Annotated in this window: 25 protein-coding genes; 6 read left to right on the forward strand and 19 right to left on the reverse strand. The window is 70.6% G+C overall.

The window, feature by feature from the left end; translation table 11 throughout:
* Positions 1–116 precede the first annotated feature (116 nt).
* Positions 117–2,213 (forward strand): SpoIIE family protein phosphatase, encoded by a 2,097-nt coding sequence (locus tag AB0I83_RS14215; RefSeq protein WP_363304765.1) that lies wholly within the window; start codon positions 117–119, stop codon positions 2,211–2,213.
* A gap of 115 nt (positions 2,214–2,328) precedes the next feature.
* Here the strand turns inward: AB0I83_RS14215 and AB0I83_RS14220 are convergent, their stop codons facing one another.
* From AB0I83_RS14220 to AB0I83_RS14235, 4 genes are all read right to left on the reverse strand, one after another.
* Positions 2,329–2,958 carry an LAETG motif-containing sortase-dependent surface protein gene (locus tag AB0I83_RS14220; protein ID WP_356529873.1) on the reverse strand — a complete coding sequence of 210 codons (630 nt, stop codon included), beginning with the start codon at positions 2,956–2,958 and terminating at the stop codon, positions 2,329–2,331.
* Positions 2,959–3,367: 409 nt separating this feature from the next.
* Positions 3,368–3,868, reverse strand: coding sequence for a GNAT family N-acetyltransferase (locus AB0I83_RS14225; protein WP_363304766.1), 501 nt, complete (start codon positions 3,866–3,868; stop codon positions 3,368–3,370).
* Between the two features lie 42 nt (positions 3,869–3,910).
* Positions 3,911–4,939: a DUF6397 family protein gene (locus AB0I83_RS14230; RefSeq protein WP_363304767.1), complete on the reverse strand. Its 1,029-nt coding sequence runs from the start codon at positions 4,937–4,939 to the stop codon at positions 3,911–3,913.
* 109 nt (positions 4,940–5,048) lie between these two features.
* The gene (locus tag AB0I83_RS14235) at positions 5,049–5,462 is read right to left on the reverse strand and encodes a roadblock/LC7 domain-containing protein (protein ID WP_356530081.1); all 414 of its coding nucleotides are present in this window, start codon (positions 5,460–5,462) and stop codon (positions 5,049–5,051) included.
* Between the two features lie 407 nt (positions 5,463–5,869).
* On the opposite strand from AB0I83_RS14235, the gene AB0I83_RS14240 reads away from it, so the two are divergent.
* Together AB0I83_RS14240 and AB0I83_RS14245 are read left to right on the forward strand one after the other, a co-directional pair.
* Positions 5,870–6,469, forward strand: a complete 600-nt coding sequence (locus tag AB0I83_RS14240; protein ID WP_363304768.1) for a methyltransferase domain-containing protein — start codon at positions 5,870–5,872, stop codon at positions 6,467–6,469.
* Between the two features lie 282 nt (positions 6,470–6,751).
* Complete coding sequence (locus tag AB0I83_RS14245; RefSeq protein WP_363304769.1) at positions 6,752–7,669, forward strand: hypothetical protein; 918 nt, start codon at positions 6,752–6,754, stop codon at positions 7,667–7,669.
* Between the two features lie 93 nt (positions 7,670–7,762).
* Here AB0I83_RS14245 and AB0I83_RS14250 read toward each other — a convergent pair whose 3' ends face one another.
* The 3 genes from AB0I83_RS14250 to AB0I83_RS14260 all read right to left on the reverse strand — a co-directional run bounded on the left by AB0I83_RS14250 (position 7,763) and on the right by AB0I83_RS14260 (position 9,662).
* Complete coding sequence (locus tag AB0I83_RS14250; protein WP_363304873.1) at positions 7,763–8,305, reverse strand: MOSC domain-containing protein; 543 nt, start codon at positions 8,303–8,305, stop codon at positions 7,763–7,765.
* The gene (locus tag AB0I83_RS14255) at positions 8,302–8,484 is read right to left on the reverse strand and encodes a hypothetical protein (protein ID WP_356529865.1); all 183 of its coding nucleotides are present in this window, start codon (positions 8,482–8,484) and stop codon (positions 8,302–8,304) included. Before AB0I83_RS14255 ends, AB0I83_RS14250 begins: the two co-directional genes overlap by 4 nt.
* 113 nt (positions 8,485–8,597) lie before the next feature.
* Complete coding sequence (locus tag AB0I83_RS14260; protein WP_363304770.1) at positions 8,598–9,662, reverse strand: acyl-CoA desaturase; 1,065 nt, start codon at positions 9,660–9,662, stop codon at positions 8,598–8,600.
* Between the two features lie 257 nt (positions 9,663–9,919).
* Between AB0I83_RS14260 and AB0I83_RS14265 the strand changes: the two genes are divergently transcribed.
* From AB0I83_RS14265 to AB0I83_RS14275, 3 genes are all read left to right on the forward strand, one after another.
* On the forward strand, positions 9,920–12,796 hold the full coding sequence (locus AB0I83_RS14265; RefSeq protein ID WP_363304771.1) for a DEAD/DEAH box helicase: 2,877 nt from the start codon (positions 9,920–9,922) through the stop codon (positions 12,794–12,796).
* The gene (locus tag AB0I83_RS14270; protein WP_363304772.1) at positions 12,793–14,070 is read left to right on the forward strand and encodes an SWF or SNF family helicase; all 1,278 of its coding nucleotides are present in this window, start codon (positions 12,793–12,795) and stop codon (positions 14,068–14,070) included. Before AB0I83_RS14265 ends, AB0I83_RS14270 begins: the two co-directional genes overlap by 4 nt.
* Before the next feature lie 106 nt (positions 14,071–14,176).
* Positions 14,177–14,758 (forward strand): N-acetylmuramoyl-L-alanine amidase, encoded by a 582-nt coding sequence (locus AB0I83_RS14275; RefSeq protein ID WP_363304773.1) that lies wholly within the window; start codon positions 14,177–14,179, stop codon positions 14,756–14,758.
* An 89-nt stretch (positions 14,759–14,847) separates the two neighbouring features.
* On the opposite strand, the gene AB0I83_RS14280 is transcribed toward AB0I83_RS14275, so the two are convergent.
* The 12 genes from AB0I83_RS14280 to AB0I83_RS14335 all read right to left on the reverse strand — a co-directional run bounded on the left by AB0I83_RS14280 (position 14,848) and on the right by AB0I83_RS14335 (position 22,468).
* Complete coding sequence (locus tag AB0I83_RS14280) at positions 14,848–16,530, reverse strand: MFS transporter (RefSeq protein ID WP_363304774.1); 1,683 nt, start codon at positions 16,528–16,530, stop codon at positions 14,848–14,850.
* A gap of 256 nt (positions 16,531–16,786) precedes the next feature.
* A complete protein-coding gene (locus AB0I83_RS14285) occupies positions 16,787–16,942 on the reverse strand; it encodes a DUF6131 family protein (protein WP_356529854.1) in 156 nt (51 codons plus the stop codon).
* Between the two features lie 179 nt (positions 16,943–17,121).
* Positions 17,122–17,400, reverse strand: a complete 279-nt coding sequence (locus AB0I83_RS14290) for a gas vesicle protein K (RefSeq protein WP_356529853.1) — start codon at positions 17,398–17,400, stop codon at positions 17,122–17,124.
* Positions 17,397–17,624 carry a gas vesicle protein gene (locus AB0I83_RS14295; RefSeq protein WP_356529852.1) on the reverse strand — a complete coding sequence of 76 codons (228 nt, stop codon included), beginning with the start codon at positions 17,622–17,624 and terminating at the stop codon, positions 17,397–17,399. Before AB0I83_RS14295 ends, AB0I83_RS14290 begins: the two co-directional genes overlap by 4 nt.
* Before the next feature lie 3 nt (positions 17,625–17,627).
* Positions 17,628–18,446, reverse strand: a complete 819-nt coding sequence (locus AB0I83_RS14300; RefSeq protein ID WP_363304775.1) for a GvpL/GvpF family gas vesicle protein — start codon at positions 18,444–18,446, stop codon at positions 17,628–17,630.
* 22 nt (positions 18,447–18,468) lie between these two features.
* Entirely contained in the window at positions 18,469–18,804 is a 336-nt protein-coding gene (locus AB0I83_RS14305; protein ID WP_356529849.1) for a gas vesicle protein, read from the reverse strand.
* Positions 18,801–19,844, reverse strand: coding sequence for an SRPBCC family protein (locus AB0I83_RS14310; protein ID WP_363304776.1), 1,044 nt, complete (start codon positions 19,842–19,844; stop codon positions 18,801–18,803). The genes AB0I83_RS14305 and AB0I83_RS14310 overlap by 4 nt, the downstream gene beginning before the upstream one ends.
* A 6-nt stretch (positions 19,845–19,850) precedes the next feature.
* On the reverse strand, positions 19,851–20,648 hold the full coding sequence (locus AB0I83_RS14315; RefSeq protein WP_363304777.1) for a histone protein: 798 nt from the start codon (positions 20,646–20,648) through the stop codon (positions 19,851–19,853).
* 7 nt (positions 20,649–20,655) lie between these two features.
* Complete coding sequence (locus tag AB0I83_RS14320) at positions 20,656–20,910, reverse strand: gas vesicle protein GvpG (RefSeq protein ID WP_356529844.1); 255 nt, start codon at positions 20,908–20,910, stop codon at positions 20,656–20,658.
* A 1-nt stretch (position 20,911) separates the two neighbouring features.
* Positions 20,912–21,661: a GvpL/GvpF family gas vesicle protein gene (locus tag AB0I83_RS14325; RefSeq protein WP_363304778.1), complete on the reverse strand. Its 750-nt coding sequence runs from the start codon at positions 21,659–21,661 to the stop codon at positions 20,912–20,914.
* 3 nt (positions 21,662–21,664) lie between these two features.
* The gene (gvpJ, locus tag AB0I83_RS14330; RefSeq protein WP_356529841.1) at positions 21,665–22,117 is read right to left on the reverse strand and encodes a gas vesicle protein GvpJ; all 453 of its coding nucleotides are present in this window, start codon (positions 22,115–22,117) and stop codon (positions 21,665–21,667) included.
* A gap of 30 nt (positions 22,118–22,147) precedes the next feature.
* Positions 22,148–22,468 (reverse strand): gas vesicle protein, encoded by a 321-nt coding sequence (locus AB0I83_RS14335; RefSeq protein ID WP_356529840.1) that lies wholly within the window; start codon positions 22,466–22,468, stop codon positions 22,148–22,150.
* Positions 22,469–22,567 lie beyond the last annotated feature (99 nt).

Genomic DNA, 22,567 nt, shown 5'->3' on the forward strand with positions numbered 1-22,567 from the left:
CACTCGCGCCGGGTCTCCGGTGAAACCGCTGTGGCACTGCCGCACCACGGGCTCGACAATTGAGAACTACGGGCCGCGCCGTCCGGCAGCCCCGCCGGACTACCTCCGGAGCGCGCATGACCGACTCATCACGGCGAGCAGACGACGCGGCGTCCGGGCTGCGGTTCGACGGGCGCCACAACGGCGAGACGGGAATCGCGGAACGCCTCGCCCTGAACCGCACCGGCAGCTTCGAGTGGGACCTGGACGCCAGGACTCTCGACATGGACGAGTCCGGGCTGATGGTCTTCGGCTTGGATCCCGCGACGTTCGACGCGCGGCCGTCAACCGTGATCGAGCGGCTGGACCCCGCGGAGCGCGCCCGTCTCAACCTCACCATCGAAGAGGCGATCACCAGTGGGAGCAGTTCGTACAGCATCCACTTCCAGGTGCCGCTGGAGGACGGGACCCTCCAGTGGACGCACGCCCAGGCGAGGATTCTGCGGGACGGGGACGGCCGGGCGCACCGCGTCATCGGTGTCGTGCGGGACGCGACCGCGGAGCTCACCCATTCGGCCTTCGTGCTGGATCTGGAAAAACGGCGCAGGCGCCAGACGAGCATCGTCGAAAGCACCACGAACGCGCTGTCACGGGCAGTCACGGTGGACGACGTCACCGCTGCGCTCACCGGCCCTGGCGGACTGGTCGGCATCGGTGCGGACGGGCTGGCGCTGGGCCTGGTGGACGATTCCGCGCTCAGGATCATCGCGCTGAGCGGCGACTCGGTGGAGGTGCTGGAGGGCCTGGGCTCCGGGCATCTCGACGCCGCGCTTCCCCTGGGCGACACGATCCTGAGCGGACGCCCTCGGTTCATCACCTCGCTCGGTTCGCTGATCCAGCGGTACCCGGTGCTCCGACCGCACATAGGCGAGCTGAACTTCCGTGCCGCGGCCTATCTCCCGCTGGTGGCCCAGGCCCGACCGCTGGGCGGCCTCGCCCTCTTCTACCGCGATCGCACGGTGTTCAGCCAGGACGAGAGGATTCTCTGCCTGGGGCTGGCCGCCATCGTCGCGCAGTCGCTTCAGAGGGCCATCCTGTTCGACGAGGAACGCGAGTTCGCCACCGGACTGCAGTCGGCCATGCTCCCGCGCCGTATCCAGGAGATCGAGGGCGGCGAGATCGCGGTCCGTTACCACGCGGCATGGAGCGGACGTGAGGTCGGCGGCGACTGGTACGACGTGATCACGCTCCCCAGGAACCGATACGGCGTCGTGGTCGGCGACGTCCAGGGGCACGACACGCACGCCGCCGCGATCATGGGCCAGCTGCGCATCGCGTTGCGCGCGTACGCCGCCGAGGGGCATCCTCCGGCGACCGTGCTGGCCCGGGCCTCGCGCTTCCTGGCGGAGCTGGACACCGACCGGTTCGCGACGTGCACGTACGCGCAGGTGGACCTCGCGACGGGCGCGGTGCGCGTGGCGCGGGCCGGGCACTTCGGGCCGCTGATCAGGCACACCGACGGGCGCGTCGGTGTGCCGCAGGTACGCGGGGGCCTGCCGCTGGGCATCTCCTCGGACTTCTGGGACGAGGAGTTCCCGGAGACCCGCCTCGACCTGGTGCCGGGTGAGACCCTGGTCCTGTACACGGACGGGCTCGTGGAGGAGCCGGGCGCCGATGTCGACTCGGGCGTCGCGGCACTGATCCACGAGGTGAGCGAGGGGCCCGATGGTGCGGAGCCGCTGGCCGACCATCTGTCCGACCGGTTGTGGGAACGCTGGGGTTCGGGGGACGACGTGGCGCTCCTGGTGCTGAGACGCAGCCCGGACCTGGGCTCGCCACGTGCTCCGCGGCTGCATCAGTACATCCATCAGGCGGACCCCGAGGGGCTCTCGGAGGCCCGGTCGATCGTGCGTCAGGCGCTGACGGACTGGGACCTGGCCGGGCTGGCGGACGACGCGGAGCTGGTCACCGGCGAGTTGCTGGTCAATGTGCTGCTCCATACGGAGGGCGGGGCCGTCCTCACCCTGGAGGTTCTGCCGGAGCCCGTACGCCGCATCCGGCTGTCGGTCCAGGACCGTTCGAGCGTCTGGCCGCGGCGCCGCGCGCCTGGCGAGACCTCGACCTCGGGGCGGGGGCTGCTGCTCCTCGACGCGGTGGCCGAACGCTGGGGTATCGAACCCCGGGGCGAGGGCAAGGCCGTCTGGTGCGAGATCGGTCCGTCTCCCGGTCCATGACCGGTAGCGCCGTGTCGTGGCCGGTACGCGACAGGGGTGCACCGCATCGGAATCGATGCGGTGCACCCCTGTCAGGCACGTCGGCGTGGATCGCCGTCGGGCCGCGTGGAGTACGTCAGTGCTGCGCGGTGCGGCGCTTGCGGACGGACCACAGGATGCCACCGCCGGCGAGCAGAACCGCGACAGCGGCCCCACCGATGACGGGCGTCGCGGACGACGAACCGGTCTCGGCCAGGTCCTCAGGCGCGCTGGTGCTGGGCTTGGCCGGGGCGGGCGCGGTCTCCGTGGCCGTCTCGCTCGGCGTGGCGCTCGGCTCGGGCGTCTCGGAGGCCGGCGGCTCGGTGCTCGGGGGCGTCGGCTCGGGCGACGGGGTGCTGCCCTCACAGACGGGGGCCTGCTTGGTCTCGTCGACCGAGTACCTGTCGCCGTCGCCGGCCTTCACGACGAGGCGGACGGTCAGTTCCTTGCTGTGCTCGGGGAGCTGCAGCGGGGTCTTCGTGCTGAAGCTACGGCCGAACTCGGTCGTAGCGAGCAGATCGTCGCCGTCCACCACGGAAACGGTCACCGTGTTGGCGACCTTGTCCGAGTAGGCGGTCAGGTTGAGCGTCACCTCGGAGCAGGTCACGGCCCAGGTGGGGGTGTGAGCTGCGGCCGGAGCGGCGGTCATGACCCCGCCTGCCAGGCCGACAACCGCGGCGGCCGCGAATGCTGCCGCGCCCTGCCACGATCTCCTGGGTATGGTCATGGATTCTTCCTCCATATGAGTTCACCGCTGAATAGCGATGGGGCGCACAGTACTGCCCTCCACGAGCGGGTGCGCAACCGCCCCAGGCGTCACCGACTCCTCAACAACACCCACAACACCGCTACTTGTGACATGCCGGACACACAAGAATCGGACGTTGGCATTCCGCGGGCTCGACGGAGGGGCGCACCTGCCCTCCCGCCCTCGGCGGCACCGCGGAATCCGACTCCGCGCGAGAGCGGGGCAATTACTTGCGGTCCGTCATGGTTCGTCATGACCGCGCACCGTGCCGGGCACCTGCCGCGGCGCGTTCCCGAGCCGGTCCGAAGATGGCCGGAAGACACCCTGCGACCGAGGGCCCCACGACACCCCGTACCCGCTGCTGCCGCACCTATGGCAGTGGAGGGGTTCAGAGCCTCTTGTGCATGATGTGGAGCCCCACATAGCCGTCGGTCGGGTGGTTGAAACCCTCGGGAAGGGTTCCGATGACCTCGAAGCCGAGGGATTGGTAGAGCCGTACCGCGTGCACGTTCGTCTCCACCACGGCGTTGAACTGCATCGCCCGATAGCCCTCGGCCCGCGCCCAGTCCACGGTGTGCGCGCACAGGGCCCGGCCCACGCCCCTGCCGGAGTACCGGGGCGCGACCATGTAGCTGGCGCTGGCGATGTGCGAGCCGTTGCCCATGTGGTTCCGGTTCATCTTGGCCGTACCGAGCACGACGTCGGCTTCGTCGACCGCGACGACGGTGCGGCCCGGCTCCGGCAGGAGCCACCACCCCTGGGCCTCGTCCCGGGCCTGCTCCTCCGCCAGTTCGGCAGGGAAGGTGAAGGTCTCGCCTGCCGCGACGATGTCACGGAAGAACGGCCAGATGGCGGCCCAGTCCTGGCCGGTGGCCTCTCTGATCAACATGCGGGCCAAGATGCCCCGCCCGGCAGCCCTCCCGCAATCCGTTTAGGGACCTTTACGCTCAGGCCTGCCCAGGCTGATCCAGGCCAGCAGCCTCCGTCCACCGCCGCTGCGCGGGCCCGGGCGGCCGAGGGCCGGCCCAGCCCCTTCCGACTGAGGCCGGGTCGCGTCCGGCGCAGCTCCGAGCGCTGTCCGCCCTGTCACGAGACCGGCGACCGGCTCCGCCCCGGGCACTGGCACCGCCGCCTGCACCGGCACCGGCCGGGGAACGAGGTCGCGACCTGGTCGCGGTGCGGAGCTGACCTCTCGAGCCATGTCGAGTTCCGAGATCAGGTTCACCCGGCGCCAGAGGATCTCGTCCGGATCATCGGCGAGCATCAGTCTCGCCATCACCTCCCTGCCGGACACGGAGCCCGGGCGCCCGAACACCGGCGACTGCTGCATCCGGGCCAGATGGGCCCGCTCGTACGGGTCGTCCACCAACTCCGCGATCTGCACCGGGTCCAGGGCGGACGCCTGGAGCGCGGCGCGGGCCCACGGGTCCTTCGTGCGCTTCAGCGCTCTGTCGATCCTGCGTGAACGCCAGTTACGCGCACGCCAGTCCGTGCCGGCCTCCAGCATGGTCCGCATCCCCGCCGGGCTCCCGCCCGAGACGAGGTCGGGTTCCTTCGCGGCGAAGGCGAGGAGTTCCTCGACCAGATAGACCCAGACCACCGCCCGATACCGGTTCAGATGGAACGCGACCGGTGAGACGCACCCGACGCGGGCCAGCCCCGTGAAGCGGAGGGGGCTGACGCCGAGCAGGGTGGCGCACTCAGCCGTGCCCGCGGTTCGCACCCTGTCCCGCAGCGACGCGGGAAACCCCGGCAGCGCACGCAGCCGCTCGATCTCCCGTCGAGCGACCCGCGGACGGGTGCTCCCTACCGCCGCGTCCGTAGCGATAAGCCCCAGATGGACGGCGAGATCGAATTCCCCTCGCTTCAGGTCCAGTTCCCCAGCCGCGCCCGCCGCTGACACGAACACCTGGCGCGCTTGGTCCACCGCGGGCGTGCGGGCGACTTCCTTGACGGTCATGACCGTCCTCCCCCGTGAGGTCGAATACTCTGCGTGACCACGGTAGTCGGGAAAGGAACATCGCACACGAGCCTGTGGACAACTCCGGACAGCCCGTTGAAGATGCAGGTCAGGCCCCGTTGTTGATGACCTCCGCCTCCTGCCGCACCGTCACACCGAGATGCTCACCCACCCGGTTGACCATCAGCGTCATCTCGTAGGCGACCTGGCCGACATCGGCCTCCGCGGCACTCAGCACGCACAGGCAGCTTCCGTCACCCGCCGCCGTCACGAAGAGCATCGCCTCGTCGAACTCCACCATGGTCTGGCGGGCCTTCCCCGCCCCGAAGTGGCGTCCCGACCCGCGGGCCAGGCTCTGCAGGCCCGACGAGACTGCCGCCAGATGCTCCGCGTCCTCGCGGGCCAGGCTCGTGCTGGCCCCGGTCACAAGGCCGTCGTTCGAGAGCACGAGGGCATGCTCTATCTGCTCCACCCTGCTGGTGAGGTCGTCAAGGAGCCAGTCAAGTCTCCGGTCCAGTGCCATGTGCTCGTCCTCCCCGTTCATACGTTCCCCGCGTCCCACGCAAGCCTCGCGCACGGCTTCCCTGCGGGCAAGCACCTCCCCGTACCCGGGGCGCCCCTTCGCGCCACCGCCCCGGCCGCCTCGGCCGTCGTCGGCGGGGCCCGCTGCCGCTGTTCCGGTGCAGCGTCGCGATCGGAGCGGGTTCGGATGCCGGCGGCGTGCCGGACGGCGCGCGCTTCTCGAGGGCCGGCACCGCGAAGGGGGTGGAGAACGCGGCACGACCGCCGAGGCGCGGAACGGCGGCCCGGCGGTCGTGCCGCCACAGGCGGAGGTGCGGAGCCGCACCTCCTCCTGTGGCTGGCGGCGTTCGGACATGCGCACAGCTTCCTGTCGTTTCGTTCGGCTGCGGACCGGGCGATCATGTCCGTATGGCCGACGACCACGCACACATCCAGGACTTCTTCTCCGTTCGGGCGGCGGACTGGGACAGCCGTTTCCCCGACGACGGACCGGCCTACGCCGCGGCCGTCGGTGAACTCGGGCTGAGGCCGGGTGGGACGGTGCTCGACGCGGGCTGCGGCACTGGACGGGCGCTCCCGTCCCTGCGCGCCACCGTCGGCCCGGGCGGCAAGGTGCTCGGGGCCGACCTGACGTCCGCCATGCTCGAAGCGGCGCTACTGGCAGGGCGCGGGACGAACGGAACGCTGCTCCTCGCGGACGTCTCACGGCTGCCGCTGCGTGCGGGATCCCTCGACGGGGTGTTCGCCGCCGGGCTGATCTCGCATCTGCCGTCCCCGGGCCGGGGGCTCGCCGAGCTGGCACGGGTGGTGCGCACGGGGGGCAGGCTGGCGCTGTTCCACCCCATCGGCAGGGCAGCCCTGGCCGCGCGGCACGGACGCGCACTCTCGGACGACGATCTCCGGGCGGAGCCCCGTCTCGCGTCCCTGCTGGCGGATTCGGGGTGGCGGCTGGACTCCTACACCGATGAGGACGACCGGTTCCTGGCGCTGGCCGTGCGAACCGGCTGATCAGGACAGCCGCATGCGTGCCGGCCGAAGTGGTCGCCCTCGTGGGCGCGTTCGAAGTACTGATGGGTTCACGGCACCCGGTGGGTACCCGCGCGGCCATCGGGTGCCAGAGAGCGGGGCGGACCGTCATCAGCTCCCCGAGGGGTGTGGTGGCGTGCCCGTCCGGCTGTCGAAGCCGGGGAGATACGTGGCTGTTATCGCTTGTCAGGGCCTCGACGGCAGGGTTACCGAGTAGTTAAGGTGCGCCGACGGACCAAGCGACGAGGGATCAGGGTGGGTGCTGTGGCAGGGACGGACGACACGGTCGCCGACGACGCGCTGTTTGTGCTGACCGCGGTGCTGCTGACCCCGGCACAGTTCCCCAGCGTGCTCGGCGACGACTACGTGGCCGCGTGCTCGGCGCTGGGACTGGAGCCGTATGCCGAGGGGTACGGTCTCGTGCTGGGTCAGGACAGCGCGGGCGCGCGCTGGACCGTGGTCGTCGAGGACGTCTCCCTGGTGGCCGTCGCCATCGCCTCGTGGGACTGCGGGATGGAGTACGACCTCTCCCCCGATGACCGCTCGGTGGTGTGCGCTCTGCCGGGCTGGCCGCTCGCACTGGCGGTGGCCGCACCAGGAGTGCCGGCGCCGCACGACCCGCTGCCCGATCCGGCCACGGAGGGCCCCGCACCGCTGAAGCCGCCGGACACCGAGGTGTGGGGGCCGCCGCAGCGGCGGCTGGGGGCGGACGAGATAGCGCTGCAGTGGTCGGCGTGGCGTGACCAGATCGACGACGAGACCGCCTTCGGCCCGTTCGAGGACGACGCCACGTCGGATGGGACCGGCTCGGACGGGGCCCGCGACCGAGCGGCCGCCTCCCCGGAGCGGACGGCCGAGGAAGAGTCCGCAGGTGACGGCGGTCCCCCTGCCGGGACCTTCGCCGGCAACGGTCAGCACCCGGGGGTGAGGAAAGCACTCGAGGCGGCTCGCGCGTACGTCACGGCTCCGCCTCCGCCGGGCCGGATACGGTCCGCCTTCGCCCCCGGCGGGGCACGGACGCTACGGGCGGACGGCCCCGGATGGTCCCTGGTGGCCAGAACCGACGACATCGCGTTCGTCCTGCTGGACGAGGAGCCGGGCGAGATCATGACGGTCGGCCGCGGCCCGGAGCTTCCGGGGCTGCTCAAGTCGCTCGACGAACTCGCCGTCCGGCCGAACTGACCGCTCGGGCGCGCACTGGGCGCCGAGGAGCCGACCGCGAGCACGCACGGCCGAAGTGGGGCCGGCCGTGCGCACGCAGCACCGCACCCGCTGCTACACGCGCTCGAGTGGACGGTGCGGCTCGGCCGGCAGTTCGACCTCGATCGGGTCACCGGGCCGTACGACGCCGCCCGTCGTGACGACTCCCATGATCCCGGCCTTGCGGACCAGCGTGCCGTCGTCCGCCCGGCCGACGACCTGCTTGAGCAGTCCGCCCTGGAAGTTGTCGATCTGGAGACACGGGTTCCGCAGGCCGGTCACCTCGACGACCGCTTCGTCGCCGAGATGGAGCCGGGTCCCGACCGGGAGCGCGAGCAGGTCGATCCCGCTGGTGGTGACGTTCTCCCCCAGGTCACCGGGGGCGACCGCGAATCCGGCTCCGCGCAGCTGGCTGAACAGCTCCTGATGGATGAGGTGGACCTGACGCAGATTGGGCTGCGCAGGATCCTGGGCCATCCGCGAGCGGTGTCTGACGGTGACACCGGCGTGCACGTCGCCCTCGACACCGAGGCCGGCCAGCAGGGTGATGCTGTCCCTGTTCGGCTTGGTGAACGAGTACACGCCGTTGCTGCTCACTGCCGAGACGGTGGTGTTCAGCGCCCGATCTCCTTGCGGCTGATCCTGCGGAGCCTGCGCCTCTGTGCCGGGTCGAGCATCAGGTAACCCACGACGGGCACCCCGATGAGCACCAGCAGCGACCACCAGAATCCGATGAACGGAATCAGGACGACTGCCGCGACGACTCCCCCGATGGCGATCTTCGCACCGTTCGACATGATCTGTGCCTCCTTCGCGGCCCGAGCCGCTCCTGTTGGGAGAACGCGTATGCGGGCCCGTGGGTTCCGCCCCGGCGCAACGGGTCCTGGTTCCAGCGGCACAGGCCCAGGTCTCAGCGCAGCGGCTCGCCGACCTCGTGCATGTGCCGCAGCGCCTGCCGGTACGACTCGACGAGGCCCGTCTCCGCGTAGGACATGCCGATCGAGGCGCAGTGCGCCTTCACCAGAGGCTGCGCGAGCCGCAGGTGGGGCCGGGGCATGCTCGGGAAGAGGTGGTGCTCGATCTGGTAGTTGAGGCCGCCGAGGAACCAGTCGGTGAGGACGGCGCCGCGCACGTTGCGCGAGGTGAGGACCTGGCGCTGCAGGTGGCCCCACCGGTCGCCGTCGGGGTCGGGCATCTCCATGCCCTTGTGGTTCGGGGCGAAGGCCATCCCGAGGTGAAGGCCGAAGAGTGCGTGGTGCACGAGGGCGAAGACGACGGCCTTGCCGGGGGACATCGTGGTGAGCAGCAGCGTGGCGTACAGGGCGAGGTGGCCGACGAGGAGCAGGCCGGACAGCGCGCGTTCGCGGACGGGCTGACGCCGCAGGAACTGGAATCCGTAGATCTTGAGGGCGATGCCTTCGAGCAGCAGCATCGGGAAGAACAGCCGTGCCTGGTTCCGGGTGAGCAGGCGGGCGAGGCCCTCGCGCTGCGCCGCCTGCTTCTGGGTCCACACCAGGGCACCGACTCCGACGTCGGGGTCCTTGTCGATGTGGTTGGGGTTGGCGTGGTGGCGTACGTGCTTGTCGTTCCACCACGCCTCGTTCATTCCGAGCAGCAGGTTGGCGTGCACGAGCCCGATCATCCGGCTGGACCTGCGGTCGCCGGATATCTGGGCATGGCCCGCGTCGTGCCCGAAGAAGGCGGTACGGGTCCACAGGACGGCCAGCGGCAGGGCGAGGAGGAGGTTCCACCAGGTGTCGCCCAGGAGCGCCATGCCGGTGATCACGGCCGCGAGGGCAGCCAGGTTGGTGGCTATCCCGACGGCGTACCAGCCGGTCCGCCGCGCCAGGAGCTCCTGCCCCTTGACGGCCTTGAGGAGCGGCGCGAAGTCACTGCCGGAGGCCTGCGGCTCCGCCGGGCTCTCCGATCCGTCGCGGGGGTGTGGCGCAACGGTCGCTGCTACCGCCTGGGGCATGACGTCTCCGGTTTCTGGGCATCTGCTCTGACCTCGTCAAACGTACGGAGAGCGGGCCTGTGGCAGCCATGGCGCCATCACCCCGGAAGTGCGGGGGGAATCCCCCGTGTCCGGTGGTGGGGCGAGATGTACCCCAAGCTTCAGAAGGCAGAAAGCAGTGAGGTGGATCACTGTGGGTTTCTCCCGGAAGGGGCCGTGGTGGAGTACCCTCGGCGACCCCGGGCTCACTAGTCAAATTTGAGGAATCCGACATCGCTGTGCACAGGCTCCCTGCGGCAACACCTGACGAGATCTCTGAACTGTCCCGCTGCTCCGCAGTCTTCCTCCCCGCGGATCCGGCCCGTACCGGCCTGATCGCGTTCTGGAACCCGGACGGTAGCACCCCGCCCGGCGATCCCGGGAGTCCGAGGGAACTGACGGTCGTGGGGAGCGACGTCCGCCCTTACGCGGTCCCGGCGTTGGTGATGCCGGTGAAGGACGCGCTGCCCGTTCTGACGCGGGCGCGGGCGGATGCCGGCGCCTCGCCCTCGACCAGGTTCTGGGGCGCGGCCGGGGTCCTGGCCCTCCAACTCGCCGCACGCGGGCTGCTGCTGCCGGGGCTCAGCGCCACGGACCACGATGCGTGGCGGGCCGGCCCTCTGACGGCGGACGACCTCGAACGGATGCGGGTGCTGGCCGCGTCCATGCCGCCGGCGGCGCACGCCGTACCGCTGGACGCGGCGGCCGATCCGCTGCTGCTGGCCGAACCCGAGTCGTTGCTCAGGTCGTTCGTCGACGCCGTGGTGGACGGACTGCCGCGCGCACCCGGGGCCGAGTCGGCCGCGGGAGCTCCGGCCTTCGCCGCCCCGGGGGTGCACCATCTGCCGGGGCTGCGGCCGTGGGCGGCCGACGTGGCGGCCGGTCACGACGCGGGAGTACGCCTCTCCCTGCGCATCGAGGTCTCGGGACTGACCGAGGCGGAGTGGGATGAGGAGGGCTCCGGCGCGGCCCCCGCCTTCCGTGCGGTGCTGCAGATCCACAGCGTCCGGGATCCCGCGACGGTCGCCGACGCCGCGGACGTCTGGGCCGAACGGTCCCCCGCCGCCTCACTGTCCGGTCCACGGGTGCGGATGGACGCCCTGCTCGCCCTGCGCCGCGCGGCGCGCGCCTGGCCGCCGTTGACACCGCTGCTGTCCGCGGCGGTCCCGGACGCGGTCGAGCCGGCCGACGAGGAGATCGCGGAGCTGCTGGGGCCCGCCGCCCGGGCGCTCGCCGCGACGGGCGTACAGGTGCACTGGCCGAGGGAACTGGCACGAAAGCTCACCGCCCGGGCCGTGATCGGCCCGGCGGACGACGGCACGGCGCAGGAGTCACGGGATCGCACGGGAGCACCGTCCTTCCTCTCGCCCGACGCACTGCTGACGTTCGACTGGCGGTTCGCGCTGGGCGACCGGCAGCTGACGCGGGAGGAGCTCGACCGGCTCGCCGAGGCGGGCCGGCCGCTGATCAGGCTCCGGGACCAGTGGGTGCTCGTCGACCCGGAGGAGGCCCGCCGCGCGCGGCGTACCCAGGACCGCAAGGTCACGCCGGTCGACGCCCTGAGTGCCGTACTGACCGGGACGACGGACGTCGACGGACACCGGGTCGAGGTCACGGCGACGGGCCGGCTCGAAGAACTCCGCAAGCGTCTCGCGGACCCCGAGTCGCGGACGGCGCAGACGGTGGCTCAGCCGGCGGCACTCGACGCGAACCTGCGCGACTACCAACTGCGTGGCCTGAACTGGCTGGTCACCATGAGCTCGCTCGGCCTCGGCTGCTGCCTGGCCGACGACATGGGACTCGGCAAGACCATCACCCTGATCGCACTCCATCTGCACCGCCAGGGCGTCGGGTCGGCCGCGGGGCCCACCCTCGTGGTCTGCCCGACCTCGCTGATGGGCAACTGGCAGCGGGAGATCGAGAGGTTCGCCCCGGGAACACCGGTGCGCCGCTTCCACGGCGTCTCCCGCTCGCTGGACGACCTCGCGGACGGCGAGTTCGTCCTCACCACGTACGGCACCATGCGCCTCGACACGGCCCGCCTGGCCCAGGTCGCCTGGGGCATGGTCGTCGCCGACGAAGCGCAGCACGTCAAGAACCCGCGTTCGGCGACCGCCAGGCAGCTGCGGACCATCGGCGGCGGGGCACGTGTCGCGCTCACCGGCACCCCGGTGGAGAACAACCTGTCCGAGCTGTGGGCGATCCTGGACTGGACGACACCCGGCCTGCTCGGGCGGCTCGGCACGTTCCGCGCCAGGTACGCGAGCGCGGTCGAGGGCGGGAGCGACCCCGCCGCCGCCGAGCGGCTCGCCTCGCTGGTCCGCCCGTTCCTGCTGCGCCGTCGCAAGTCCGACCCCGGTATCGCGCCGGAGCTGCCGCCCAAGACGGAGACCGACCGGGCGGTGTCGCTCACACCGGAGCAGGCCGGCCTGTACGAGGCGGTGGTACGCGAGACACTCGCCGAGATCTCGGGGGCGGAGGGATTCGCGCGGCGCGGGCTGGTCGTGAAGCTGCTGACGGCGCTGAAGCAGATCTGCAACCATCCCGCGCAGTACCTCAAGGAGGAACGGCCCCGGATCGTGGACCGCTCGGGGAAGGTGGAGCTGCTGGACGAACTGCTCGACACGATCGTCGCCGAGGGTGCGAGCGTGCTGGTGTTCACCCAGTACGTGCAGATGGCACGCCTGCTGGAGCAGCACCTGGCGACGCGCGGGGTACGTAACCAGTTCCTGCACGGCGGCACCCCGGTCGCCGAGCGTGAGGCCATGGTGAACCGCTTCCAGGCGGGCGAGGCACCGGTGTTCCTGTTGTCGCTGAAGGCCGCGGGTACCGGGCTCAACCTCACCCGCGCCGGTCATGTGGTGCACTTCGACCGCTGGTGGAACCCGGCCGTCGAGGCGCAGGCCACGGACCGCGCGTACCGGATCGGGCAGACCCAGCCGGTCCAGGTGCACCGGCTGATCGCCGAGGGGACGATCGAGGACCGGATCGCCGCCATGCTGGCCCGTAAACAGGGCCTGGCGGACGCGGTGCTCGGCAGCGGCGAGGGCGCGCTGACGGAACTCACCGATGCCGAACTGGCCGAACTGGTCGAGCTGCGAGGGGGCGCACGATGAACGGGAGTGTCGAGCCGGAGCGTACGTTCGCCGCGCTGCCGCCCGCGCAGGGCCGAGGATTCGCCTCGTCCTGGTGGGGGCGGGCGTGGCTGAAGGCGCTGGAGGACACCGCCCTCGACGGGGTGCAGCTGAAGAAGGGCCGCAGGCTCGCCCGGGAGGGCCTGGTGGGCGCGGTCTCCGTCCGGCCCGGCCGGCTCACCGCGGTCGTGCAGGACCGTGACTCGGCGGCGTACCGGAGTGATGTGCTGCTCCAGGAGCTGGGTGAGGCGGAGTGGGACAGGTTCCTGGACATGGCCTCCGAACGGTCCGGCCACATCGCCGCGCTGCTCGACCGTGAGATGCCGCCGCACCTCGTGGAGGACGCGGCGGAGGCCGGGGTCGAGCTGCTTCCGGGTATCGGCGATCTGGAGCCGGAGTGCAGTTGCGAGGCGTGGGACCACTGCCCCCATTCGGCAGCCCTGTGCTATCAGGTGGCGCGGCTGCTGGACCAGGATCCGTTCGTACTGCTGCTCCTGCGGGGCCGGGACGAACGGCGGCTGATCGACGAACTACAGGCACGCAGCACGGCACACGCGGCCGGCGCCTCACCCGCGGAGGAGACTCGCACCAGGTCCACGCGGGGTGTGCGGGCCGACGTGGCCTTCGCGGCACGGGACATCCTGCCGCCGCTCCCGCCGCCCCCGCCGCTCCCCACCGGGCCCGGGGTGCCGCCCGCGCTGGACGCGGAGGCCGAGCCGTTGGCCGGTGTGGATCCCGCGGCGCTGGAGTTCCTCGCGGCGGACAGCGCCGTACGGGCCTTCGCGATGCTGACGGACGCGCTCTCCGCGGGTCATGAACAGCGCTCGCCGACGCCCGGGCTGACGCCTGACCAGGACGCCGTGCGCATGGCTGCCGAAGGTACGCCGGACGCGCTGCTCACGGCGCGTCTCGCCGCGGCGACCGGACGGCGGCCCGCCGCGCTCGACGCCGCGGTACGCGCCTGGCACTACGGCGGGAGCGCGGCCCTGGCGGTGTACGACGAGGAGTGGCTGCCGGAGCCGGAGGACCTCGCCCGGGCGAGGGCGGGGATCGCGGCGGCGTGGGAGGAGGGTGAGGCCCCTCGGTTCAGCGCGGTCAACAATCGCTGGAGCGCTGCTGGTTCGGGTACCCAGCTGAGGTACGGGCGCGACGGTCGCTGGTGGCCCTACGCCAAGGAGCGGGGCCGCTGGGTGCCCGCCGGTCCGGCGGACAGCGACCCGGCGGCCGCCCTGGCCGGCGTACGCCCCGGGGCCTGAGACCGGGGCGGTCGGCAAGGCGCCGCCCCGCCTGCCGGAACCGTGCGCCGGGGCGGCGCGTCCTTCAGCCGTACGTCCGACGAAGCCTCACCCGACAGGAGTTCCGATGCGGCGCAGACGGATTCTTCAGGGCGCCGCGGTCACGGCCGCGGCGGCGCTCCTCCCGGCGTCGGCCCGCGCCGTGGCCGCGCCGACCCAGGGCACGGACTACCCGGCGGCACAGTGGTTCCCCGCGTCCACGTCCAACTACACCGCCGCGCAGCGCCCTTGGGACCATCAGGTCGACCGTGTCGTCGTCCATGTCGCCCAGCAGACGTTCACCGAGACGATCGGCATCTTCCAGGATCCGGCCAAGCAGGTGTCGGCCCACTACGTGGTGCGCTCGGGGGACGGCTTCGTGGCGCAGTGCGTACCGGAGCGGGACATCGCCTGGCACGCGGGGAACTGGGACCACAACACGCGCAGCGTCGGCATCGAGCACGAGGGCTGGGTCGATCAGCCGTCGTACTTCACCGACGCGATGTACGAGCACTCCGCACGGCTGACCGCGGACATCTGCGAGCGCTACGGCCTGGCCAAGGACCGCGCGCACATCATCGGCCACCACGAGGTGCCGGGCAGCGACCACACCGACCCGGGGGACGACTGGGACTGGGTGCGCTACATCCGCCTCGTCAACCTGTCCTGAGGGGGAGGTGCGGCGGCGCCCCCGACCGTGCGGGGCCGCCGACGCTCACCGCCCCCCCGACCCGAGGTACGCCCATGGCGGACGGCGCCCTAACCGGCTGGAGGGGGACCTTCGCCTCCGTCCCGTTTCCGTGTGGGCACCCCGTCGCGAGCGCCTCCCGCGCCGCCTGCCCCGGGGACACCGTCCGGCGCCCCGTCACCCGACGGCGTGGCGGCGTCCTCGGCCATCGGCGGCGCCATGGCCCCTCCGCCCCGCAGGCGTTCGAGGTCGGAGGACCGGACCTGGATGACGATCAGGGCGATCAGTGCGGCGACGACGGAGAAGACGGCTGCCACGACGAAGGCCTGGGAGACACCCGAAGCGAGCACCTGGTCGCCCCACGGGGCCGGGAGCTCGCCGGTCCTGCGGAACTCCTGCTGCTGGGCGGGGGTGGACTCGGCCAGGAACCGGGGAATCTGATCCGCCGCCTCGTTACGGCTGGCGCTGCCGAAGACCGTGACCAGGATGGACAGCCCCAGCGAACCGCCGACCTGCTGAGTGGCGTTGAGGACCCCGGAGGCCGCGCCTGCCTCTCTGGGCGCCACACCGGACACCGCCATCAGGGTCAGCGACACGAACTGCATGCCCATGCCGAAACCGAAGACCAGCAGGGGGCCCAGGATGCTGCCGAGGTAGGTGCTGTCGACATCGGTCCGGGTGAGCCATCCGAGTCCGCCGGCCGTCAGGATCGCACCCGACACCATGAAGGGCTTCGGTCCCCACCTGGGCAGCAGTTGCGAGGCGAGTCCCGCGCTGATGGCGATGATCACGCTCACCGGCAGGAACGCGAGCCCGGCCCGCAGCGGGCTGAAGTCCAGGATGTTCTGCACGAAGAGGGTCAGGAAGAAGAACATCCCGAACATCGCCGCGGCAAGGCTGAGCATCATGCCGTACGTGCCGGCGCGGTTGCGGTCGCGGAACATGCGCAGCGGTGTGATGGGCTGTCTCGACCGGCTCTCGACGCCCAGGAAGGCCGCCAGGAACACCACGGCGCCCAGGAAGGCCCCGATGGTGAGGGGGTCGCTCCAGCCGTCCTCGGAGGCGCGGATGAAACCGTACACGAGCAGCACCATGCCGAGCGTGGAGGTCAGCGCGCCCAGCAGGTCGAAGTGACCGGGGTGGCGTTCGGACTCCTTGATGTAGCGGGGTGTCGCGAGCGCGATCAGCAGACCGATGGGCACGTTGACGAAGAGCACCCATCGCCAGTCGAGCCACTCGACCAGCAGGCCGCCCGCCAGCAGCCCGATCGCGCTTCCGCCCGCGGACACGGCGGCGAACACGCCGAAAGCCCGGTTCCGTTCGGGTCCCTCGCGGAAGGTCGTGGTGATGAGGGAGAGCGCGGTGGGCGACGCGATCGCACCGCCCACGCCCTGTAGCGCACGCGCGGCCAGCAGTTGCCATGACTCCTGCGAGAGGCCGCCGAGCAACGAGGCCAGCACGAACAGCAGGACGCCGAAGATGAAGACCCTGCGTCGCCCCAGGATGTCGCCGAGCCGTCCGCCGAGCAGAAGCAGCCCGCCGAAGGTCAGGGTGTAGGCGTTGATCACCCACGACAGGTTCTCGGTCGAGAAGCCCAGGGACGTCTGGATGTGCGGCAGTGCGATGTTCACGATGGTGATGTCGAGGACCACCATCAGCTGGCAAGAGGCGATGACGAGCAGTGCTATCCCGTTGCCGTGGCCCCGCCCGGGCGCATCGGCCGGCGTCGCGGACTTCGCTCGGGAATCTGTCATGGCGCCACGTCCCTCACGGGTCGGCAGTGAACGAAAACGTTCGCCCACCGACGTTAGGACGGACCGGACGGCCCCGCCAATCGATCACCGGACAGCCCCACGGACGGGGCCGGGAGCGTCCGCCGGGAAGGCCCGCCCCGCACGAGGCCGGTGACCGGCACGGGACCCGGTGAGGCGCTCGGACGCCGAGGCACCGGCCTTGGGCGCACAGCGCGCTCCCTGCCCCTCCGCTGCGCACGGAGCGCGCGGCACGGTGTCACCAGTAGTGCCGACGGCCTCCCACCGCATGTCCCACGGCACCGAGGACCCAGAGGGCGAGCCCGATGACGAGCAGGATGATCCCGATGGTCCACAGGACACCGAGTCCCGTCACCAGGCCGAGTACGAGAAGGATTGCTCCGATGATGATCATGGCTGCCTCCGGCAGGATCACCCACCCGCGAAGAGTGGGCCTATATGTGAGCATATGCCTTGATCTGCCACCTGCCCAGGCCGCGCGTCACCGCGTGCCCGAGCGACGACCGCGTTCGTCCTCAGGACACACGGCCCTCACCTCTCGCGCACGCGGTTCTTCGTCCCCCGCACACGCGGTCAGTCCCGGGGCAGCAGGCTTCCCAGCGGGCCGAGGTCGAGGTTGAGGTCCTCGGGCCGTACCCCGTGCTGTTCGCAGAGCTCCGCCATACGCTGGTCGAGCATCATGAGCGTGGTGCCGATCTCGTCCACTTGACCGTCGCTGAGATCACCCTGGTCGATGCGACGGATCGCCTGGCGTTCCATCAGCTGCCGCAGCAGTTCCACGACCGTCAGCACCAGCGTCACGAGGTCCTGCCCCAGCTTGTCCGAGTCGACGTCGAGTCGGGAGGACGTCACAGCGGCCCCCCGTCCGCCCAGGGTGCCGGGACGCGTTCGTTGACGGACGAGAGCAGGGCGTGGAGGGAGAGCCGCACCAGCGGGACGTCCGCGATCGCGATGACGAGGTCACCGCTGATCACCACACCCGTCGCCAGAACCCGGTCGAGCAGGTCGACGAGCGGCACCCCGATGGGTCCGCGGAGGGGTTCCGGATTGTTCCAGGGCACCACGTCGTGGGACATCCTCTACACCTCTCCCACGAAGGAGTACGGCACCCACGGACCCGAGACTTCGATCCGCGCGCCGGTCGCCTCGCGCAGGGTCCGCGCGAGCGTTTCGAGCTCGGCGGCCCGGCGTTCAGGGACCAGGTAGGTGGCGTTGAGGACCTGGACTCGGTCCTTCGACTCCGGTTCGGTTGCCTGAAGCCTCAACCGGCGACCCGCGGCGGCAAGACCCTGGAACGCGGCGTCGACCGATTCGGCGAGCCGCAGGGCGTCCTCGTGACGCTGCTCGCGCTGCGCCTGCACGCCCCGCTTGCGCTCCAGGTAGGCGAGACCGGCTCCGGGCGTCGCGCGGACGCGTCCGGCCGCCGCAGCTTCCGTCCTGCGCACGGTAGGGCCCTGGGCCGGTTCCTGGGGGTCGGCCGAATAGGCCTTGACGCCCCATTCGGAGTGGCCCGCGGTGCGCTCCAGAGCCGCGCGGAAGCGCTCGGTCTCGCCACAGAGCGCTTGCCGGGTCCGCTCTTCGTCGTGGTAGAGCGTGGCCAGCGGGAGCGGCACGGTAGGGCAGGTCGAGGCGGCCGCGGACACCACGTGGTGATGAGCGCGCGCATAGCGTTCGAGCTCGTCGCGGTCGGCCATACGCGCCTGCCATACCTCGTCCGTGAAGTCCGCGGCCGGGACGGTCTGAACGATCGCGGTCAGTTCGCCGAACCGCAGCAGCCGCAGAGGTTCACCCACCGCGACGCCCGGGAGGCAGGCGAACACCTTCGGGTCCGGGGCTCGGCACACCGCGAAAACGTAGAGGGCACTCTCGTCCGTAGGTTCGGGACCCCGGTCCGTCATCTCGCTCGGTCCTCCTTGCTCATCAGTTGGCCACGGACGTCTGGTCCGCCTTCGACTCGAGGGCCTCCAGCCGCTCCCGCAGCTCACGGTTCTCGTCCAGGAGGGAGTCGCGAGCGGCGCGTGAGCTGAGCGCCGGATCCGTCTCCCACCAGTCGATCCCGGCCTTCTTCGCGGTGTCCACGGATGCGACGAAGAGGCGCAGACGGATGGTGAGCAGCTCGATGTCGAGAAGGTCGATCTTGATATCGCCGGCGATCACGATGCCCTTGTCGAGGACACGTTCGAGGATGTCGGCGAGGTTCGTGTTGGGCGGCCCGGGGACGGCGTACGCGTCGCGTCCTACGTCGAGTTCGGTCACCTCGACGACCTCCGTCCGCGGCGCCTGGCGGGGGCGGGCTCCTCTTCCTCTTCCTCTTCCTCTTCTTCCTCCTCCTCCGGCTCCTCCTCGTCCTCGTCCTCGTACTCCTCGTCGTCGGGCTCTTCCTCTTCCTCGTCCTCGGCTTCCTCCTCGTCGTCGTATTCGGAGTCCGAGTCGTCGGCCTCCTCTTCCTCGCTCTCCTCCTCGTTCTCGGACTCCTCCTGCTCCATCGCGTCTTCGTGCGTCACCACGACTTCCCCGTCGCGGATTTCGCCGCGCCAGCCCTCGGCGTCCTCATCGGTGAGAGTGACGAACCGCTGGAAGTGCTTGAAGTCGAGGCGCATACGACGACCCTGCACCCGCCACAGGTTGCCCGTCTTCTCGAAGAATCCCGACGGGTAGTACTCCACCACCAGGACGATCCGGGTGAGGTTCGGCGCCAGTTCGTGGAAGCTGACGCAGCCACGCGTGGAGCCCTTGGAGCCCTCTGAGGTCCACACGATGCGGTCGTCGGGCACCTGTTCCTGGACCGTCGCCTTGAAACTGCGTGAGGACGGGCCGATCTTGACCTTCCAGTCGCTCTCCATCTCCTCGCCCATGGAGACGCTCTGGACGCCCTTCGTGAAGGTGCCGAACTTGTCGTACCGAGTCCAGTGGTCGTAGGCGGTACGCAGGGACACTCCCACATCGAGGACCTCGACGATGTTCATGGACTTACCCCCACCGGATGTGCTCTTGCCCTTGCCGCCGCCGAACGCGCTCTTGGCCTTGTCCACGACGTTGTCCTTGACACTGCCGGCCTTTTCGGAGACGAAGGCCTTGACCGGCGATTCGCCCTGCATGACGCGTGAGGCGATCGACGGCAGTGAGCCGCCGTTCTCGGCCATATCGGTGAGCTGGCCGGTGAGGCCGTTGAGCTTGTCGCCGGCCTTCTGCGTGAGTTTCTCGGTCTGCGCACCGAGGAAGTTCGTGAACTCCCCGCGGAGCCGGTCCATACCCGACTCTTCCGCCTCGGGCTCTTCCTTGTCGGTCCTGGCCATGGCTGCCTACCTCCGCCGTTCGCCGCGGGACGCGGCTCGCTTCGATGACGATGTCTTCTTGGCCGAAGTGGTCTTCTTGCGTGCCGACGCCTGCTTGGCCGGTGCCGTCTTCTTCCCTGCCGCCTTCTTGGCCGGTGCGGACTTCTTCGCAGCGGTCTTCTTGGCGGGGGTCGCCTTCTTGGCAGCCGCCTTCTTCGCCGGTGCGGACTTCTTCGCGGCAGTCTTCTTGGCCGGGGCGGCCTTCTTCGCAGCCGCCTTCTTCGCCGGTGCGGACTTCCTCTCAGCCGGCTTCCTGGCCGGGGCCGCCTTCCTCGCGGCCGGCTCCTCTTCCTCCTCCGGCTCCTCTTCTTCGTCCTCCGGCTCCTCTTCGTCCTCGTGTTCGTCCTCGTACTCTTCGTCCTCCTCGGGCTCCTCGCCCTCCTCCTCGTCGTAATCCTCGTCCTCGTACTCCTGGTCCTGGTCCTCGTCCTCGTCGGCCCCTTCGCCGCTGAGCGCCCCCAGTCGCGCCGTCCGGTCGCTGAGGGCGTCGGCCAGGGAGTTCATGCCACGGTCCGCAGCCGCCGTCAGTGCCTTCCTGCCGGATTCGAGGACTTCTCCACGCAGCTGCCCCTGAAGCTCGGCGAACTGTGGCATCTCGCTCAGCCGTCGCACGCCTTCGGCGGCCAGCTGACGCGGTTCCAGGCCGAAGCGCCTGCCGGCCAGGTAGGTCGCGATCGAGATGGCCAGCTTGCCCTTCTTCGTCCGGCCCAGTACGTATCCGCCCACCACAGCTGCCGCGAGCGTCACCTTCGTCTGATCTTCCATGAGTACGTCACCCTCGATAGATAGGCGCGGAGCGGACTCGTGCGGCGTGAAGCCGGTCGAGCAGCTCTTCCTCTTCCCTTTCGAACGCCTCCAGGCTGATGCCGCCGTCCTCCAGCTCCTGGTTCAGTGCGGCGAGTTGCGCCCGGATCACACTCGGGTCGTGCAGTTCACGGTCGGCAGCCTCGTTCGCCTTCTCCGCGATCCAGGCCACACCACGGACCGGTGCGAGGGGCAGCAGGAGCAGGCCGGTGAGCAGTCCCATCTCAGACCGCCGCCGTCGTCGCCCGCGGAGCACGGGAGGAGACGAAGCTGTAGCAGGGCAGCGGCCCTGCCACCCGGAGTTCGACACGCGCACGGTGCGAGTCCGCGAACCGCTGCACCGTCGTCCTGAAGGCGTCGCTCCCGCTCCGGTCGACCAGGAACGACACGTTCAGGGCGCACCCGTGCACCTCGGGCCCGCCGGCCACCGCGCGTACCGTCGGAGTGAGCTCGTGGAGGATCTGCTTCCCGGCCTCGGCGGCTCTGCGTGACAGCGCGCCGGCCACGGCCTCGCCGAGCCGGACGTTCGCCTCGTAGTCAGGACGTCTGCGGACCGCGTCGCGCAGGCGTCGCACGGTCTTCTCCTCCGCCAGGACCGCGGCGAGAGCGTCCTGTGCGGGCAGGGCCTTGAGGTTGAACTCGACCCCGGCGGCGAGATGCGCGAGCGTCGCGAGGTGCTCCGTCTCCGATCCCGCGAGCTGCTGTCGCAGCGAGTCGGTGTCCGGTGCGATCACTCCGAACCGCATCGGCAGTACGGGGCCGTCCTCGGAGAGGCGCAGCAGGAGATCCTGGTGTGCCATCAGGTCACGTCGCCTCGCACGCAGTTGGGGTGGCGCGTCGCTCACGACGGCGGTGACCCGGCCGTCGCCGACCAGCCGCAGGGGTGCCGGCGGGCCGCCGACTCCGCCCGCGCCGGCCGGGAGGTTCGCCTCGGCGGGGATGATCGCGTAGACGTAGACGCCGTTCGCGGTCACGGCTCACACCTCCGCACGCCGGCGCCGGCTCGACGATTCGCGCGCGGGCGCGCGGCGTTTCCTGGGACGCTCCTCCTGCGAGTCGTCCTCGTCCTCGTCGCCGCCCTTGCCCACCGCGCTGCGCACGGTCTCGCCCACGGACTCCGCCGCCCTGCGCACCTTGCGCTTGCCGACGGACTTGGCCACGCCTCCACCGAGCAGCTCGGGAATGGTGGTGCTGCCGGAGTCACGCTCCAGGTCGAGCCGGTTGCACGCCTCGGCGAAGCGGAGGTAGGTGTCCACACTGGCCACGACGATGCGCGCGTCTATCTTGAGGATCTCGATGCCGACCAGGGACACCCTGATGAACACGTCGATGACCATGCCCCGGTCGAGAATGAGTTCCAGGACGTCGTAGAGCGTGCCGGCCCTCGGCGGGCACGGGGCGATCTCGTCGGCGTACATGCTGGTGGTCATGGGTTTCCTTCCGGGTGATGGGCGATGCGGTCACTCGTCGGCGGAGCCGCGCCGGTAGCGGCGGACCCGCCTGTACTCCATGAGCTCGCCACGCTCATCGATCTGCACCTCGTAGGAGGCGAGCAGACTCGTCGTGTCCGGGATTCGGGGTACTTCGAGTACGTCGACGACCACGCACCATCCGTCGTCGTTCCTGCGCACGGCCGACACACCCTCAGCGGAGTGGCTGATCAGCCGTTCCAGGCTTTCGCAAGCGGCGCGGGCAGCGTGCTCGGGACCTCGTCGGGACGAGGTGCGCGTGGCTGCCGTTTTCGCTGATGGCCCGGAGCGGGCGCGACGATTCTCTGCCATGGGACCAAGTCTGATCAGGATGCGGCGTGCCGCATCTCGACGCCGACGGCCGGGTGTGCGGAAGCACTCACCCCTTCGGCGCTCCGGCGGGACGTGCCG

Origin of the sequence: Streptomyces sp. NPDC049970 (assembly GCF_040660235.1) — a bacterium.
In the GTDB taxonomy this organism is placed as follows: domain Bacteria; phylum Actinomycetota; class Actinomycetes; order Streptomycetales; family Streptomycetaceae; genus Streptomyces.